At 29.5% G+C, this 16154-nt stretch carries 14 protein-coding genes; 4 read left to right on the forward strand and 10 right to left on the reverse strand.

The features are described from left to right. Positions 1-18: 18 nt before the first annotated feature. The 5 genes from N4A68_15985 to N4A68_16005 form a co-directional block, all read right to left on the reverse strand. Positions 19-1482 carry a hypothetical protein gene (locus N4A68_15985; protein ID MCT4565797.1) on the reverse strand — a complete coding sequence of 488 codons (1464 nt, stop codon included), beginning with the start codon at positions 1480-1482 and terminating at the stop codon, positions 19-21. Positions 1483-1507: 25 nt separating this feature from the next. After that, positions 1508-3739 carry an Eco57I restriction-modification methylase domain-containing protein gene (locus N4A68_15990; GenBank protein MCT4565798.1) on the reverse strand — a complete coding sequence of 744 codons (2232 nt, stop codon included), beginning with the start codon at positions 3737-3739 and terminating at the stop codon, positions 1508-1510. Positions 3740-3891: 152 nt separating this feature from the next. Further along, a complete protein-coding gene (locus N4A68_15995; GenBank protein ID MCT4565799.1) occupies positions 3892-4329 on the reverse strand; it encodes a hypothetical protein in 438 nt (145 codons plus the stop codon). A gap of 307 nt (positions 4330-4636) precedes the next feature. Further along, positions 4637-5584, reverse strand: a complete 948-nt coding sequence (locus N4A68_16000) for a hypothetical protein (GenBank protein MCT4565800.1) — start codon at positions 5582-5584, stop codon at positions 4637-4639. A gap of 282 nt (positions 5585-5866) precedes the next feature. Further along, entirely contained in the window at positions 5867-6448 is a 582-nt protein-coding gene (locus tag N4A68_16005; GenBank protein ID MCT4565801.1) for a hypothetical protein, read from the reverse strand. 121 nt (positions 6449-6569) lie between these two features. Between N4A68_16005 and N4A68_16010 the strand changes: the two genes are divergently transcribed. The 3 genes from N4A68_16010 to N4A68_16020 all read left to right on the forward strand — a co-directional run bounded on the left by N4A68_16010 (position 6570) and on the right by N4A68_16020 (position 9322). Beyond that, positions 6570-7568: a hypothetical protein gene (locus N4A68_16010; protein MCT4565802.1), complete on the forward strand. Its 999-nt coding sequence runs from the start codon at positions 6570-6572 to the stop codon at positions 7566-7568. A 20-nt stretch (positions 7569-7588) separates the two neighbouring features. After that, positions 7589-8788, forward strand: a complete 1200-nt coding sequence (locus N4A68_16015; protein MCT4565803.1) for a DHHA1 domain-containing protein — start codon at positions 7589-7591, stop codon at positions 8786-8788. 156 nt (positions 8789-8944) lie between these two features. Next, positions 8945-9322: a hypothetical protein gene (locus tag N4A68_16020; GenBank protein ID MCT4565804.1), complete on the forward strand. Its 378-nt coding sequence runs from the start codon at positions 8945-8947 to the stop codon at positions 9320-9322. A gap of 126 nt (positions 9323-9448) precedes the next feature. On the opposite strand, the gene gdhA is transcribed toward N4A68_16020, so the two are convergent. The 5 genes from gdhA to N4A68_16045 all read right to left on the reverse strand — a co-directional run bounded on the left by gdhA (position 9449) and on the right by N4A68_16045 (position 14126). Then, positions 9449-10786, reverse strand: a complete 1338-nt coding sequence (gdhA, locus tag N4A68_16025; GenBank protein MCT4565805.1) for an NADP-specific glutamate dehydrogenase — start codon at positions 10784-10786, stop codon at positions 9449-9451. Positions 10787-11388: 602 nt separating this feature from the next. After that, the gene (locus N4A68_16030) at positions 11389-12306 is read right to left on the reverse strand and encodes a MerR family transcriptional regulator (GenBank protein ID MCT4565806.1); all 918 of its coding nucleotides are present in this window, start codon (positions 12304-12306) and stop codon (positions 11389-11391) included. 257 nt (positions 12307-12563) lie between these two features. Next, the gene (locus tag N4A68_16035) at positions 12564-13094 is read right to left on the reverse strand and encodes an O-acetyl-ADP-ribose deacetylase (protein MCT4565807.1); all 531 of its coding nucleotides are present in this window, start codon (positions 13092-13094) and stop codon (positions 12564-12566) included. A 254-nt stretch (positions 13095-13348) separates the two neighbouring features. Continuing rightward, positions 13349-13567 (reverse strand): hypothetical protein, encoded by a 219-nt coding sequence (locus N4A68_16040; GenBank protein MCT4565808.1) that lies wholly within the window; start codon positions 13565-13567, stop codon positions 13349-13351. Next, positions 13509-14126, reverse strand: coding sequence for a hypothetical protein (locus tag N4A68_16045; GenBank protein ID MCT4565809.1), 618 nt, complete (start codon positions 14124-14126; stop codon positions 13509-13511). Before N4A68_16045 ends, N4A68_16040 begins: the two co-directional genes overlap by 59 nt. Positions 14127-14469: 343 nt before the next feature. Here N4A68_16045 and N4A68_16050 point away from each other — a divergent pair, with 343 nt between their 5' ends. Further along, positions 14470-16140: a histidine kinase gene (locus tag N4A68_16050; GenBank protein MCT4565810.1), complete on the forward strand. Its 1671-nt coding sequence runs from the start codon at positions 14470-14472 to the stop codon at positions 16138-16140. The last annotated feature ends 14 nt before the right edge of the window (positions 16141-16154 follow it).

A 16154-nucleotide genomic window follows, 5' to 3' on the forward strand; every position in this document is an offset into this window, starting at 1 on the left:
GTTCTCCTTCTTCTTCATTTATATATTGACTATTGCTAATTCATAATTTTCTTCATACTTACTTATAATAAATAATCTACTTTTATCCGGTGATTCATATATACCAATAACATTCCCATAGGTTTTATACTTAAGATAATTGGATTTTAGATCAGTTATATATATACCATCATTATGAACATATAGGAATTCATTTGGCTTCAAATTCTTGTAAAGAATTTTTTCATTATTTACTTCTCCGTTAGTAGTAAACCCATGGACATTGTTATACTCCTTTTCATATCGGCTTTCTAAGTCCATTATCTTAATACTTTTTCCGCCATCTTTACTTTTTGAATATATATATAAATAGCTGTCACTTAATTCTATTTTAAAGTTGTCACCTATATTATCTATATTCTTAAAGTAACCAGCTAAATCGGCAAGGGTATTATTTTCAATATTATAAATATAAACTCTATTAAAATTGTATTTATTTTGCTCCTTATTATACTTACCCACGGTGATAAGCATTCTATTATTGTCTTTCCAAATCGATGGTTTCATTACTTTAAACCCTTCACCAAAATTTTGAGCATATTTAATTTTACGGGTTTTTAAATTAAAAAATCCAGCCCTATCTCCAACTAGATTGTAGGAGCTTTTTTCTTTTGTATTTACTACAGAGTTGTTTTCCATATATGTAAAGGCAATCTTGAGATTGTCCTTTCCCCATACAGGATTTATTCCCATAAGCTTTTCAGCGTATCTTTTACCTGAATCAGCTCCATATACCGAGAAATTACTTTCTTTAAAATTTTCTCTATTTATATTAGCAATTGCTAAATATCCACCTTCATAGGAAAAACTTATATTTTTTTTAAAATCACTTAATACTCCATTGTTTATCTCTTCATCTATCTTTGCTATTTGATTATTGGCAAAATTATAAATTTTTATGTTCTTATCATCAATGTCATAATAAGCTACTTTTTTCTTATCATCAGATATTTTAAATAATAATTTATCATTATATTTAATATTTTTAGCCAAAACCACGGGTTTATGACCCTTCTTTACATTAAATAATCCCCTTTTATCCTTCCCCTGGGCATATATCAAATAATTATCTTCGGCAATTTTCTGTAAAGATTTAATATCCTCTTTAAAATCCTTACTATAAAATTCATCTTTTTTAGAATCGTTACTTAAAGAAAGCTTTTTGTCATTATAATTAAATTGAAATATTTGAAGATTATCACTGCCCTTAGTTTTGCCTTTGAACTCAACAGTATTATCATTTATCCACTTTACGGCTTCTATAGAATTTATTTTTGAAGCATATTTAATAAAATTTTCCCCATCAACTATCTCTAGCTCACTATTTTGATATTGGTCATTTCCTAAACTAATTACTTTTATATCATCTTTAAAAGACTTTGCCATAATAAATGCCACAAGTATAAGCCCACAGAATATTAATACAATTTTATTACCCTTCATTATTCCTTCTCAGCTCCTTATTAATTCATCGTTTCTTATTATTTCTATCAAAATATAGCTTAGTTATTGTTTCAATTTCATCCTCTGTAAAGTCAAATATTTTATATAGGATATTGTCTATTTTATTTTGATGTTCTTCTATTGCTTTATAGTCACAATTATCTCTGCCTTTAGATATCATTTCATTGGTCATTTGGATAATATCCTCTTTTATATCAATGTCAAAACTTAATTTTATAGGTATTTGAGCCAATGGATTAGAATACAGCTCCAAATAATCTCCCTTCCTTTTTCCCATATTATATAGCCAAAAATATATTATTTTAGAGTTTAAAATACTTAATAATAATTTAAGATCAACATTCTCATTTTTCGGAGTAATAAAGTATACATCCGCACTAGCATACCACATACCATCATCATATCCAAATCTATTTTGTAATGCTCTTTGAGGAGCAACTATCTTAGGGCCTTCAAAAATCCTTTGTTCTCTACCCCATTGAAGTGCAAACCATTTTCTAGTACCTTTCCTCGTTTCTCTCCTCAAGTTAAGTACATCTCGAAATTTTTTTAAGTGATTTTGAATAACATCACAATATTCGCTATTGGATATATTTTCATCGGTAAAGTATAGTATATATTTATCTGTAGAATTTGCAGTAAAATACCTATCAATATTACTGTTTTTATAAAAGGGTTTAAGCAGCTTACAATTATCCATATTGCCCTCTATTATTTCTTCTCTATTTAAAACAAAAATTCCTTTATGCAGGGTGATATTGTTTCTCTTAATATCCTCTTTATTGAGTTTTTGCTCCATCATTCTTTTGGTAACCTTATCACCTCCGCTAACTATGCCTTGATTAATATTGCAAATTTGTCCTAATCTTAACTCGGAGTATTTTCTGATCTTTTTTACTATATGGGAATATTTTTCTTCAGGAAAAATCATTATATTTCCATTTTCACTATATAAGTCCCTTTGTTTTTCAAGTGAATAGGTTGATATATCCCTATTTTCTATATCTTCTTTATTTAATAATTCAATAATTTCATCTGTCTTCAGACTACTTTTTTTTATGTACCTAATATCTATATGCTTATTTTCATAAGCCCCCTTTGTAATAGTGAAAATCATATTATGCTGACCCTTTGCACTTTTAAAAATTTCATACTCATTAAAATTAATTATATTTTTAAAGCTTGTTTTTTCCCTTAAAAATTTTCTTAGCTTTTTTGCCCCATCTGCCGTAATAAAATAATTTGTTGTTATATATGATAGAACTCCATTGTCTTTTAAGATATCAATTCCTCTATAAATAAAATAATAAAAATAGTCCATCTTAGCTTCATAGTATTTTTTTCCAAAATCATATTTCTTTATGTTTTCAAATAATTCTTTATTGCCCTTTTCACCTATATAGGGTGGATTACCAATTACTATATCAAATCCACCTTCGTCTATAATTTCCCTTACCTTTCCATCTTCAAAAATATCATTACCTAGCAAAGTATTCCTTCTATATAAGTTTAAATGTAGGGACTCAAGATTAAAACCCTTGTGAAAAGCCAGTATATCTATGTATTTTAAAGCTACAATTTCAAGGGGTGTTTGTTGTATATCCATACCGAAAATATTATTTTCTAACAAACTCTTTTTTTCATAATACTCATCGTAATCATATCTTAATGCTTTATATATTAGTATTTTTATACTAAATATTTTCTCAAAGATATAATTTAGAAATAAACCTGAACCACAGGAAATATCAACAATTTTTAGTTCAGTGAATATATCCAATAAATTCCGCAATTGAAAATCGCTTATGTTAACAATCACTTCATCTTTAACCAGCTTATTGATGCATATGGCATCTAATTTGGTATTCTCTTCTAGATAGTTTTTTATAGAATTTGAAACCATTAGCTCTACAATATAAGTAGGAGTATAATAGCTACCGGTCATCTCCCTTTTTTTATCATTCAAATATTCATCAAAGATATTACTAAGGATTAGTAAATCTACATTTAAAGAAAGCTTCCCTACTTTTTCTTCTAAATCATCATTTTCCATAATCCTTTCATCCATATGACCAAAGCATTTAAATAAAAATTTCATATAGGAGTCATAACTAATTTCATGCTTTTTTAATACAGCTTTTCTCAGAAAATAGATAAACATTTCTTCTTTTATATGATCTTTTATTTCAAGACTATCTAAAACACTATTAAAATCCTTTATCATACTATTTTTCATTATATTATACCTCACATTGTTAGTTCCCTTAAAATATTATATTTTAATCCTTTGATTAACACAAGGAAAAAACTATCTACATGCATTTAAAACTCTTTTTTTCAGAAGCATGAAAAAAACCCCAACACATTCAGTGCTGGGATTTTATAAACTTATCCTTTTAAAGCCTTTACATACTTACCTTCTCCAACTTTCTTTACTCCATCTATTTCTTGAATAATTTCATCAACTATTAAATCAATATCTGTAATATTTACATCTATCCCTTTTTTCTTCAAATACTTCATAATTGTTAATAGCCTAATATGATAATTACAAGGATTCTTGAAATAAGGGTGCTTTTCAATATATTTTTTTATTCTATTTCTATCAATAAAACACTCAATCTCAATACTCTTATTTTCCATATCCTTCTCAACTTTTCTCAGATAGTCATTTACATATTTTTTTGGATTATTGTACTTATTAAGCAACACCCTAATATCTTTAATTACATTTTCCATTTGAATATTATCTGATGGTGTTTCCATAATATTTTTGTCATTTTCCCCCTCGTACGGCTCTGACAAGTCCGCAGTCGCAGTTTCCATAGAAATAACTGTACCCCTTTCAATTATTAATGTTACAATTTATTTTACTACCATTATAAATAACTGTCAAATTCTTTGACATCATTACCAAAGGAACAAATTGCATAATTACCTTCCGTAAAAAACATCTACTATATATAGTTTTAGAATCTGCGAAGACATACCACCAAATATACTATATCTTAAATATTCAAATTAAGGATGATATCCCCATATGTAATTTTGCCAAGTTACAATTATGCAATTTCCTCAAACCTGTAAAGTATGTAAATAGTAAGCATCAATCTAGTCACAATAAGGATTATCCCTATGAAAGAAGATCATCCAATGTAAGTATCTCATCATTCATATACTTTATAAACTCACTAGCAATATCCTCTAGCACTCCTTTGGCATCATCGCTATCTATACTAGAAATACACTCCATCTCTAATTTATCCCTTAACAATACTATCTCACTCAGCACCTTTTTTCCATCTTCCTTGTACATAATATAAAAAAGCGTATTATTTTCTTTATAATCAAATTCAATGTTTTGACTTTTTGAAAAAGCATCACATAACTTTTCTCTATCTAAAACCGCATAGTTACTTTGATATACGGTATATTGATCATTACTTTCCATCTGTTGTTTTGTTATATCATCAATAATGTGTGTAAAGCTACTTATAAGTATTACATTATTCTTAGTAAACTCTTCAACTGAAACCAAACTATTCCTTTCTTTAGAAGCCTGAAACTGTTCATAGAAGACCTTTTCTATTCCATTTTGGAAGCGCTTGTCTAATGTTGAGTGATCATCTAAAACATAATTCATTCCGTCTACATTTACAACTCTTCCAATCAAAAGCTGGTTTGAATTTATTCTTTCCAATCCTTCATCTATAATAAACTCCTTTTTCAGAAAAATATCCACTATTTTTTTCTTATCCTTTATGTCTATAATTTCATATATCGATAAATATGTATCCGATAGTTCCTTTAGGATTTTATATTGATTATCTGTTAGTTTGCTACTCATTACCTTCATATATTCCTCAAAAAAATTATTTTTATTATCAATTTTATAATCCCACATTAACCATGAAGTAAAATTCTTTTCGCTATATGAATAATTATCTTTATTGATGGCTCTTATGAATTCTTTCTTAGCTTTATCCACTTCTTCAGTATAATTACTACCTAAAGCAAAATACAGTACTTTATTAACAATTTCATTTTCTAACAATTTAAATTCATCAATTGGTATACCCATTTCTTCACTCCTCAAAACTTGTGATTTTTTGTTATTATAATCCAAAGAAAATAATCAGCTTTATAACAAAAGTTCAATTTCAATAAAGCTTGAACTTGAACTTTTGTTATAGGGTTTTCATAGTATAACTTAATTTATACATGGACAAATATGCGATGCTTCTGGGCATTTTGAACGTGTATAAATTAAAGTTTATACTAAAATCCCTATAGATGGTTTCTGCATAAGGTAATTATGCAATTTGTTCTATAGACTTTGTCTATAATCTAAAGTAACATAAAATTATTTTAACTTTAATATATAATCTAAGGCAGGAGCTTTTTTATAAAAATCACTAAATCTATATTCTTCTCTTTCATCTAGGGGATATAACTCCCTAAATATTAGTTTCAAATCTTCATCTGAGACATCTATTAAATCTATATTCCCTAATTCATTGACAATTATATTTGCTAGCTCTTGATCAATTTCATATATATCATAATCACTTTCAGCAAAAATATTCTTAAAAAAGCTTATATCATCATCATTTGTTATATCTATTATTGCAATATCATAAAGCTTATCATATCTATGTTTAATATTTTTTACCAACTTATTCCATATATCTATTCCCTTACTATTTAATTTACTTGTTACCTTTCCTTTATCTTCAAATACTCTTAAGAGCAAAATTTTACAACAATAATTAAAACAAGACTTCTTTAAAAAAAGCCTACACCACTTTTTTTCATCATATTCAAGATTTTTTCTGCTATCTATTCTAAATTTTTTAATCAAGCCGATATTTTCGTATTCATACTTTATTATAAATATCTTTATAAATTTTTCAAGTATTTCTATTATATTTTGTATTTCATGCAAGTTTTTTCCCCCTCTCTTTGATATAATACATCAGTCCTTACTACATAATATTTCATTACCCCTATATTTGTCAGTTTATTTTTGATATTAAAGAATATATATATAGGGAGGAGGGATTTTATTGAAAAAAATTATAATTGTAATCTTAATTATTATACCAATTATTTCTATGGTATTGTTGACAAATCAAGATTTTGCCACTTTATATACTTCTGCTATCGAAGCCATTAGCATAAACGATATATTCATCCCTTATAATCTTCTAGAACAATACGAAGGCGATAATCCTACTAAAAAAAAGGAGGCTGAAAGTGAAATCAAAAACATATGTCTAAACATTCTAGAATATCCAAATTGGCAAAACTATTTAGACTATATAGATTTGAAGGTATACAAGGGTAATGTCTCACCTCAACAGGGTGATGAACTTATTGTTGCATTAAATTTTTCTAAGGATTTAGCATCGATTTGTGTATTTAGCGATAATGGTCAAAATTACAGCTTTATAGGAAAAATAGAAAACTTATTACCCATAAATGAGATCAATTTTGTTAAAATTCCCGATAAAGAATATGATTTTCTAATTGCATACCAAACAGCCGACGAAAGACTTGGGGCATTCTACTATGAGAATTTTCTTGAGATTTTTATGTACAATAATGAAGATTTTGATAAAATGTTAAAAGAAACTATAGTTTACGAAGAAATATTCAAAAGCATATGGATTGATGAATCTTCGCCGGATAATGAATGGATTAAGAATATGAAGAAAAACAATATAATTTTTGTAGAAAATGAAAATCTTTATATAAATGTTACGGGAACAAAGAATAAATATACAGCCTCCACTTCCAATTCCATACCTAAAAATACTGATTTTAAATTAGTAGAAAGTAGCTCCTATCAATATAAATATTTTTGGAATAAAGAATTAGAAAGGTTTAACAGAAGTGAAGATATAGTCACATTTCATAATACCCAGGGATTTATAGTTGATGATAGTGAAACAGATAATAAAAATTTATGTGGTTTTTCTAAAAATAAATATAAGTTATTGACTACTTCTGGTAAAATAATCTATATAGATAAAGATTTTATAGACGATAACAAAAACCACTAAAGAATAAGGAGTGAATATACTTGACCATAAAACTATTCTATAAGAATACATATATAAAAGAATTCAATGCCAATATTTTGCAGATCCTTGAGGAAGATAATAAGTATCACCTTGAGCTTAGCCAGACTGCTTTTTATCCAGAAGGTGGTGGCCAACCATCAGATATTGGCTATATAGAGGATAATCCCGTCTCCCATGTATATGAAAAACAAGATAAGATATATCACGTTGTAGATAAACTACCTTCAAAATTAGAAACCGTTAATTGTAGGATAGATTGGGAAAAAAGATTTGATCATATGCAGCAGCATTTAGGGCAGCACATTCTCTCAGCAGCATTTGAAAAACTTCATGATGCAAAAACAATTGGTTTTCATCTAAGTGAAAATAGTTTGACTATTGATATAGACAAGGTTTTATCTAATAAGGATATACGTAAGGTTGAATATTTTACTAATCAAATAGTTTTTAATGATTTGTCAGTTCAAACAATATACCCAAAGGAAGACGAGCTTGCAAATATGCCCCTTAGAAAAGTTCCGACGGTTACGGAAAATATACGTATAGTTAAATTAGATGACTTTGACTACTCCCCATGCTGTGGAACACATCCAAATAGAACGGGGGAAGTTGGTCTTATAAAAATTAGAAAATATGAAAAATATAAATCCGGTTTAAGAGTTGATTTTGTATGTGGCAATAGGGCTTTAAAGGATTATCTATCGAAAAATGACATCGTAAATTCAATTTCATCAAATCTATCGGTTAAGCAGGAGGAAGTATTAAACAGTGTAGAAAGAATAACCACAGAATTTCAAGATATGAAGAAAGAAAATAAATATCTAAAAAGCGAAATAATTAACCTTGAAGCCATTGATCTACTAAGCAATGCAGAAATAATACACAATATAAAAATCATCAAAAAAACTTATTGTGATAGGGAGCTAGGAGAGATAAAGCAGCTATCATCTTCTTTAGTAAATGATGATAGCCGTATTGTTATCCTGGGAATAGTCACCAATAATCAAGCTAGACTTTTATTTAGTCGTTCAAAAAACTTAAATCAAATAAATATGAAGGAAATATTGAATGATTGTATCCCGTTGATCGATGGAAAGGGTGGAGGAAGTCCATTTTCAGCTCAAGGGGGCGGCCAAAATATTGATAATCTACAGATTGCAGTTGACACTGCTTATAAGGCTATAAAAGAACAACTATAGAGTTTTTTGCAGTTTATTTAAAGTCCCTTATACAAAGGGGACTTTTTTATTTTGAAAATTTCAACTTTTTTATAACAATTTTTATATTCCTTCATATACTGATATTAAAGCTAGAAAACATAAATAATTATAATAAATATGAAGGAGGATTTCCCTATGTGGACTAATCAATTTGGGTATTACCCACCAATGATGAGGGCTTACGGAAGAAACTATGATGAAGATTTATGTCTTTACTATGAAAAAGAAAAGGTATATTACGACAATAGATATCCTGATTGCTTTAAAGATGCATTAAAGGATTTAGAGTGTCAAAAAGTTGATGTTTCCCTAGTTAATGGCGAAACATACTGTGACGTTACTTTAGATGAAGTTAATAGAGACTATATCTCAATAAGAAAAAATGAATGTGAATCAGTTTGCTTGATTCCGATAAATAAAATATGTAGTGTGTGCGTATCAGATGATCTTGCTAAGGATTTATGGGGACAAAAAGTAAAAAAAGACAACAATAACAAATGTTATTGTAAATAGTTCTCAAAGGGAGCCCGATATAGGCTCCTTTTCAAGATACCTGACATTTTATTGACTTTGTCAACAATTTGAAAAGGAGCCCACATATCAAATGGGCTCCTTCTCTTTTACATTGGACTATTTATTTTAGTAGTTACCTTGAGCTATCATTGCTTCAGCAACTTTTTTGAATCCGGCTATATTAGCCCCTGCTACCAAATTATATCCTAAACCATATTCCTTAGAAGCTTCGCTAGCATTTTTATGGATATTTACCATGATATCCTTTAGTTTAGCATCCACTTCTTCAAATGTCCAAGAATATCTCATACTGTTTTGAGACATTTCAAGGGCCGAAGTAGCAACCCCACCGGCATTTGCCGCCTTAGCTGGAGCTAAAAGAATACCCTTTTCTAAGAAGAAGTTTATTGCATCATTGGATGTAGGCATATTAGCACCTTCACCTACTGCAATTGCACCATTTTCTACAATATTCTTAGCCTTTTCCATATCAATATCATTTTGAGTTGAGCAAGGAAGAGCGATATCATACTTAAATTTACCTTCCCAAACATTTCCTTCATGATACTCAGCTTCTGTATGCTCATTAACATAATCTTTAATTCTTTTTCTTTCAACTTCTTTTAATCTTTGCACTGTACCTAGGTTGATTCCATTAGAATCATAGATGTAGCCATTTGAATCAGACATTGCAACTACTTTAGCACCTAATTCATTAGCTTTTTGGCAAGCATAAATAGCGACATTTCCTGAACCAGAAATAGCAACAACCTTGCCCTGCATTGTTTCATTATTAGCTTTAAGCATTTCATCAACAAAGTAAAGTAATCCGTATCCCGTTGCTTCAGTTCTAACTAAACTACCACCGTATTTTAAACCTTTACCGGTTAAAACGCCATTCTCAAAGGCACCTCTAATTCTTCTGTATTGCCCGTACATAAATCCTATCTCTCTTCCACCAACTCCGATATCTCCAGCAGGCACATCCACATCCGGTCCTATATGCCTATAAAGCTCAGTCATAAAGCTTTGGCAAAATCTCATAATCTCTCCATCTGATTTCCCTTTAGGGTTGAAATCAGAACCGCCCTTTCCGCCCCCAATAGGAAGACCAGTTAATGAATTCTTAAAAATCTGCTCAAATCCTAAGAATTTGACAATCCCAAGGTAAACAGATGGATGGAATCTTAAGCCCCCCTTATAAGGTCCAATAGCTCCATTGAATTGAACTCTAAATCCACGATTAACTTGAACTTTACCATCATCATCGACCCACGGGACTCTAAAAATAATTTGTCTTTCTGGCTCTACTATTCTTTCTAAAACTCCTGCTTCCTTATACTCAGGATGTCTCTCGATAACAGGCTTAAGTGAATGAAATACCTCCTCAACAGCTTGAAGAAATTCTGGTTCACTACCATTTCTAGCTTTAACTTTTTCTAAAACCTCTTGGATATAAGACATGTACACATCTCCCTTCATAAGAATTTATGATAAAGAAAAGTACCTTACTCTACTTTTCTTTATTCTCAATCTAAATTATAACCATCATCATATAAGTTTATGTAAAATTCATACTATCTTTATCATCATAGTCAAATATTATACATAGTAAAACGTTTTCCTTTTAATTCCTTTTCAAAAAATTCTTCTTTCTCATAATAATTTTAACTTATAAAAGACAACTTTTAAAGTAAAATATTTTTTTAACAAGCTATTTATGATGATTTTCTTTTAGTTCATGACCTTTTTCTACTATTACTTGCATTTTACTCTTATTTTCTTCATTTTATAGTTAATACTTTAGCTTTTCTTTAAACACGATTATATTCTAATCTCAATTATTTTTAATTATTATTACTATAATATACAAATCCATAATAATTCAGATTGATTGTTTTAGGATACATATTTATTGCTAGAAATGCTATGAAAAAAGCTATTAACCCTCCCCCTGGTTAATAGCTTTCTCTACATCCATTTTATTTATAAAGCTTTGATTTTGTATAGGAATTCCAGTCCAGCCCTAAATATATATAAGGGTTCCCTATATAATACCTATACATCTATTTATTCATAATAATATTTCCTTCCTTATCATATTCAAGTCCTAATACTTCATTAATTTTTTTACTTTTTTCCGTATAATCTCTGTATGAGGAACTTATTATTTTTAAGTTTTCTATAAATTTTTCATAATAGCCACTTTTCTCTAGGGACTCCCTTAATTGATCTCTTATTTGTTTCATTTTTTGATATTGCTCTCTATATTCATCACTATATTGTTTCTGAATGTAACATTCTACTTCACTTCTTAACTTTTCGATTTCCTTTTTATTTTCAGTATTAATATTTGAAACTTCTTTAAGTTTAGAGTTTATATTACTAAATGCCTCTATTAACTCTGTTTCATCAATTTCATTCAAATATTTTAAATACTCATCTGGAAAGTCAATATCTCCCACACCATCTAAAAATTCTACTATCTCATAGAATGCTTTTTGTTTTTCTTCATTATCTAGAGGCTCATTCATAAAGCGGCCAAAATGAATAATTACATATTTGCCATACGCATTAGGAAATAATGAAGCCAATCTTCTTAAAACAAAATTTTTATTCATAATCTGCTTATTAATTAGATGGGAATTGAGTTTATAAAAATCAGCTGAATCTTCTTTTAAAATACAGTTTGTCAACTCCCTTATCGTTTCTAGATCATTAATCCTATTCTCAATCTGCTTAACATGCTTTTTTAATATTTTTTCCCTTTCTTTAGGAAAACTAAGATATGCCCTAATTTCTACTACAGGCATGTCAATATTTCTTAAAAAGGCAATTGTTTTCAAATTATCAACATCTTTTTGAGAATAGTCCTTATAGCCATTGTCACTATTTACATTTGGAAATAACAACTCTTTTTTTTCATAGTATCTTATAGCCTTTTTTGTAAGTCCGGTCATTCTTTTCACTTCGTTAATTTTCATTATAATCACCTCTACATAGATGATACACTGTGCCCTAAGGTAACAGTCAAGCAAATAAGGTTAAAATGTTTTTATAAAAGACATAAGAATTAATAATACATATATAATAACAAATCTCTTAATGAACCTTATGGAATTTTAAAATCCAACCCTATTAAATCTGTGACAAAAAAATTACAAGAGCGTATAGATATTACCTCTGAAATAATGATGCAAATTAAGAGAAGCATGCCAACTATCCATCCCATCATTTAATATCAGTCCACTAAGTTTAACAATTTTTCATAAATTTTATAATTCTCCATATCAAAGCAAACAAATATTATTTGCTTAAAATTCGGATGACTATCTAAAAAATTCTTTGTGGCCTCTATAGCTATTTCAGCAGCCAATTCCTTTGGAAATTTATAGACGCCTGTGCTAATATTCGGTATGGCTAATTCATTAATGTTATTTTCTAAAGCTAATTTAAATACACTCTTATAGCAGTTTTTTAATAGTTCCCTTTCATTCCCTTTATTATTCCATATGGGTCCAACTGTATGAATGACCCTATGGGCTGGAAGATTCCCTGCTGTGGTTATCACCGCATATCCGACTTTACAGCCTCCTTGACTTGCTCGAATTTTTTTACACTCTTCTAATATCTTACTGCCTCCAGCTCTATGAATAGCACCATCCACTCCACCGCCACCCATAAGACTAGTATTAGCAGCATTAACGATGGCCTGGCATTCAATTTTTGTTATGTCACCATTATATATTTTCATTCTATTCCTATTCAACATAATTCACCCCATATTCCTTTGACTTAAATATTGATAACTGAGTCCTTTAGCCCAGATTATTCATAGAGAGTTTGAAAATATGCGAGTAGTTTTGGCATATATACCTCTCCTCTTTTCTAAAAAAAGACCAAACAATATTTCTGTAAGTTGTATTTTATAAGCGTTCCTATGAAAAAATCCGAACTTCTTACCAAGTATTTACTTGATAATTCTCTGTTCTCATATAGTCCTTTATTTTTAGTAAGTAGATCCATTTATGCTAATGCGTCTAAAAAGTATTTAGTGTCATTTGGATGTGATTTAAGCTTTTCTGCAATTTCAATATATGTTTTTGCTTCCTCTAGATGTGAAAATACGTCAAGTGTAGGCACTATTCTCTTTTTTAGACTTGCAATATTTCCACGTCCTTGCTCGTTAATTCTTAAGTAAAGTATTAAAGGGCGATTCCCCTCCCTCAACATATCCATTTGCATTCTCAAATCCCCACTTTTCAAAGAAGTTCATTATTGCACCCTTAAATTCTTCTATTGAAATATTTTCATTAGCATTATTCCCATCCTCATTTGCTAATTTGCTTAACAGCACTTCCAAATCCCCATGTAATTCAATTAAAAACTCCAATTCCTTATCTGACACAATGCCATCTTCTAAAAAATGATGTCCATAATAATATGTTCCATTTAAATTGGCAGAACCTAATAAAACCTCAGCTATAAAATCAAATCCCCAAAATTCATTCATATCCAAGCCAGAATCTATAAAATATCTTCCATCATTTAAAAGCCTTTCTAATTCAAAAAAATATTTACTCGTCATAATAAATGTATGGTCTAAATGATCATACTCATCTTTTTGTACAGAATTAATTATTCCACCAATATTGTTGGATGTACTATCTAATAGATGAAATGAATGATTTAAAAATATCCCATAATCATTCTCTCGCTCATTATTATGTTTGATATTAATAAATATAGATAATATTAATCCTATTAATATCAACAATATTATTGTATTATACTTCCCCTTCAAAATAACTCACCTACACTCATTTAAATTTTTTAGAATATTAATAGACTACCTGTATCCCTCTTTTGCTATTTTGTTATATTATAACATACTAAGGTCTTATTACCCTATTTACTACATATATACAACGAATAAATTAGATTTTACTTTTTGTATGCATCAAAGTCCTTTTCAGTATAATGAAAATATATTTTAAAATGAAATGACTTTCTTTACTGTCAATATGCATACCAAATCTGTTATAATTTTACTAAACCCATTTTATTCATATTAGTTGAAAACAACTTGCAATTTTCCAAACCTACCATGAATAATATGGGCTTCGAAATAGGATGGGGGACTATTTATGAAGTCGATGCTAATAAATTTAATATATCGAGTTGGATTCGTTATTATGCTGGCACTCATACTGTCGAAGGCTAAAGTCTTTAAAAATATATTTGCAAAGGAAACTCAGAATACAAGCGAAAAAATATTTATGGGTATTTTCTTTGGAATTTTAAGTATTGTTGGTACCTATACAGGCATATCCGTTAACGGTGCAATTTCTAATACCAGGGTAATAGGAGTTGCTGTTGGAGGCCTATTGGGAGGCCCGATGGTTGGGATATTGGCAGGTGCAATCGGAGGTAGCCATCGATTTCTTATCGATGTGGGTGGTTTTACAGCCATAAGTTGCGGAATATCTACTTTCTCTGAGGGTATTATTGCTGGTCTACTAAGCTCCAGATTTAAAAAAAGTACAAATAAAATAGTTTTTTCTATAGCCATAGGAGTAATTATTGAAACTCTTCAAATGACCTTCATACTAGTATCCGCTAAGCCATTTAATGCTGCATTAGAGCTTGTTAAAATTGTTGGAATACCCATGATCATTAATAATTCCATCGGCATAGGCGTATTTATAATGATCATTCAAAATATTAAGAATATAACTTCTAAAGAAGTAACCCTTAGTGCTAAACAATCCCTTTTAATTGCTGATAAGACATTACAATATTTAAAAAATGGGCTTACGATGGAAACTGCAAGTAAAGCTGCCGAAGTTATATATAAATCTACGGATTTTGATGCAATAGCAATAACCGATCAATCAAAGATTCTAGCCCATATTGGTGTTGGAGATGATCATCATTTAGCAGGTGAATTTTGCAAAACCGCCGTTACCTTCCAAGCATTACAAACAGGTCAAATGACCATTGCCAATACAAAGGAAGCCATAGGATGCTCCCATAGAAATTGTAAATTGGTTTCATCTATAGTTGTGCCCCTAAAGGATGGGCTTGAGACCAGAGGAGCTTTAAAGCTTTATAAAACAACAGAAGAGATATTGGAGCAAGATATAGAACTTTCTAAAGGCCTTGGTAATATTTTTTCATCACAGCTGGAGCTTAGCCGATTGGAGATAATATCAAAGACAGCAATACAAGCAGAGATAAAAGCATTACAAGCCCAAATCAATCCCCATTTCCTATTTAATGCAATTAATACTATAGTATCTCTTATTAGAACCAATCCAGAATCAGCCAGAAGCTTGTTAACTCGTTTAAGTGATTATTTTAGGATGAATATGCAAGCTAACAAGGACTTTATCACTTTAAATGAAGAAATTAACCATGTAAAAGCATATTTAATTATAGAAAAGGCCCGATTTAATGATAAACTTAATATTAATTATGATCTGAAATGCAATATGAAATACACCATTCCTCCCCTTTCTATTCAACCCCTTGTTGAAAATGCAGTTCAACATGGTGTAAATAAAAAAGTAGATGGAGGAGATATTACCATTAGAATTAGTGAATCTCAAAAATATTATACTGTAGAAGTTATTGATGATGGAATTGGTATGACCAAAGAAAAATTAGAAGAAGTTAAGCGTTATGATGAAAGTACCGGTATTGGTATATCCAATGTATATAAACGCATAAAAAGCTGTTATGGTGATCGCTGTCAATTCATTATAAAAAGTACGGTTTACTCTGGGACGTCAATAAAAATGACCATTCCAAAATGAAAGGAGATGAATTT

It is taken from the genome of Maledivibacter sp., assembly GCA_025210375.1.
Classification (GTDB): domain Bacteria; phylum Bacillota; class Clostridia; order Peptostreptococcales; family Caminicellaceae; genus JAOASB01.

What these genes read in the sequence shown, in the direction of transcription:
- N4A68_15985 (MCT4565797.1), bottom strand. Translation starts at nt 1,482, where the DNA reads ATGAAGGGTAATAAAATTGTATTAATATTCTGTGGGCTTATACTTGTG.
- N4A68_15990 (MCT4565798.1), bottom strand. Translation starts at nt 3,739, where the DNA reads ATGAAAAATAGTATGATAAAGGATTTTAATAGTGTTTTAGATAGTCTT.
- N4A68_15995 (MCT4565799.1), bottom strand. Translation starts at nt 4,329, where the DNA reads ATGGAAACTGCGACTGCGGACTTGTCAGAGCCGTACGAGGGGGAAAAT.
- N4A68_16000 (MCT4565800.1), bottom strand. Translation starts at nt 5,584, where the DNA reads ATGGGTATACCAATTGATGAATTTAAATTGTTAGAAAATGAAATTGTT.
- N4A68_16020 (MCT4565804.1), top strand. Translation starts at nt 8,945, where the DNA reads ATGTGGACTAATCAATTTGGGTATTACCCACCAATGATGAGGGCTTAC.
- gdhA (MCT4565805.1), bottom strand. Translation starts at nt 10,786, where the DNA reads ATGTCTTATATCCAAGAGGTTTTAGAAAAAGTTAAAGCTAGAAATGGT.
- N4A68_16030 (MCT4565806.1), bottom strand. Translation starts at nt 12,306, where the DNA reads ATGAAAATTAACGAAGTGAAAAGAATGACCGGACTTACAAAAAAGGCT.
- N4A68_16035 (MCT4565807.1), bottom strand. Translation starts at nt 13,094, where the DNA reads ATGTTGAATAGGAATAGAATGAAAATATATAATGGTGACATAACAAAA.
- N4A68_16040 (MCT4565808.1), bottom strand. Translation starts at nt 13,567, where the DNA reads ATGCAAATGGATATGTTGAGGGAGGGGAATCGCCCTTTAATACTTTAC.
- N4A68_16050 (MCT4565810.1), top strand. Translation starts at nt 14,470, where the DNA reads ATGAAGTCGATGCTAATAAATTTAATATATCGAGTTGGATTCGTTATT.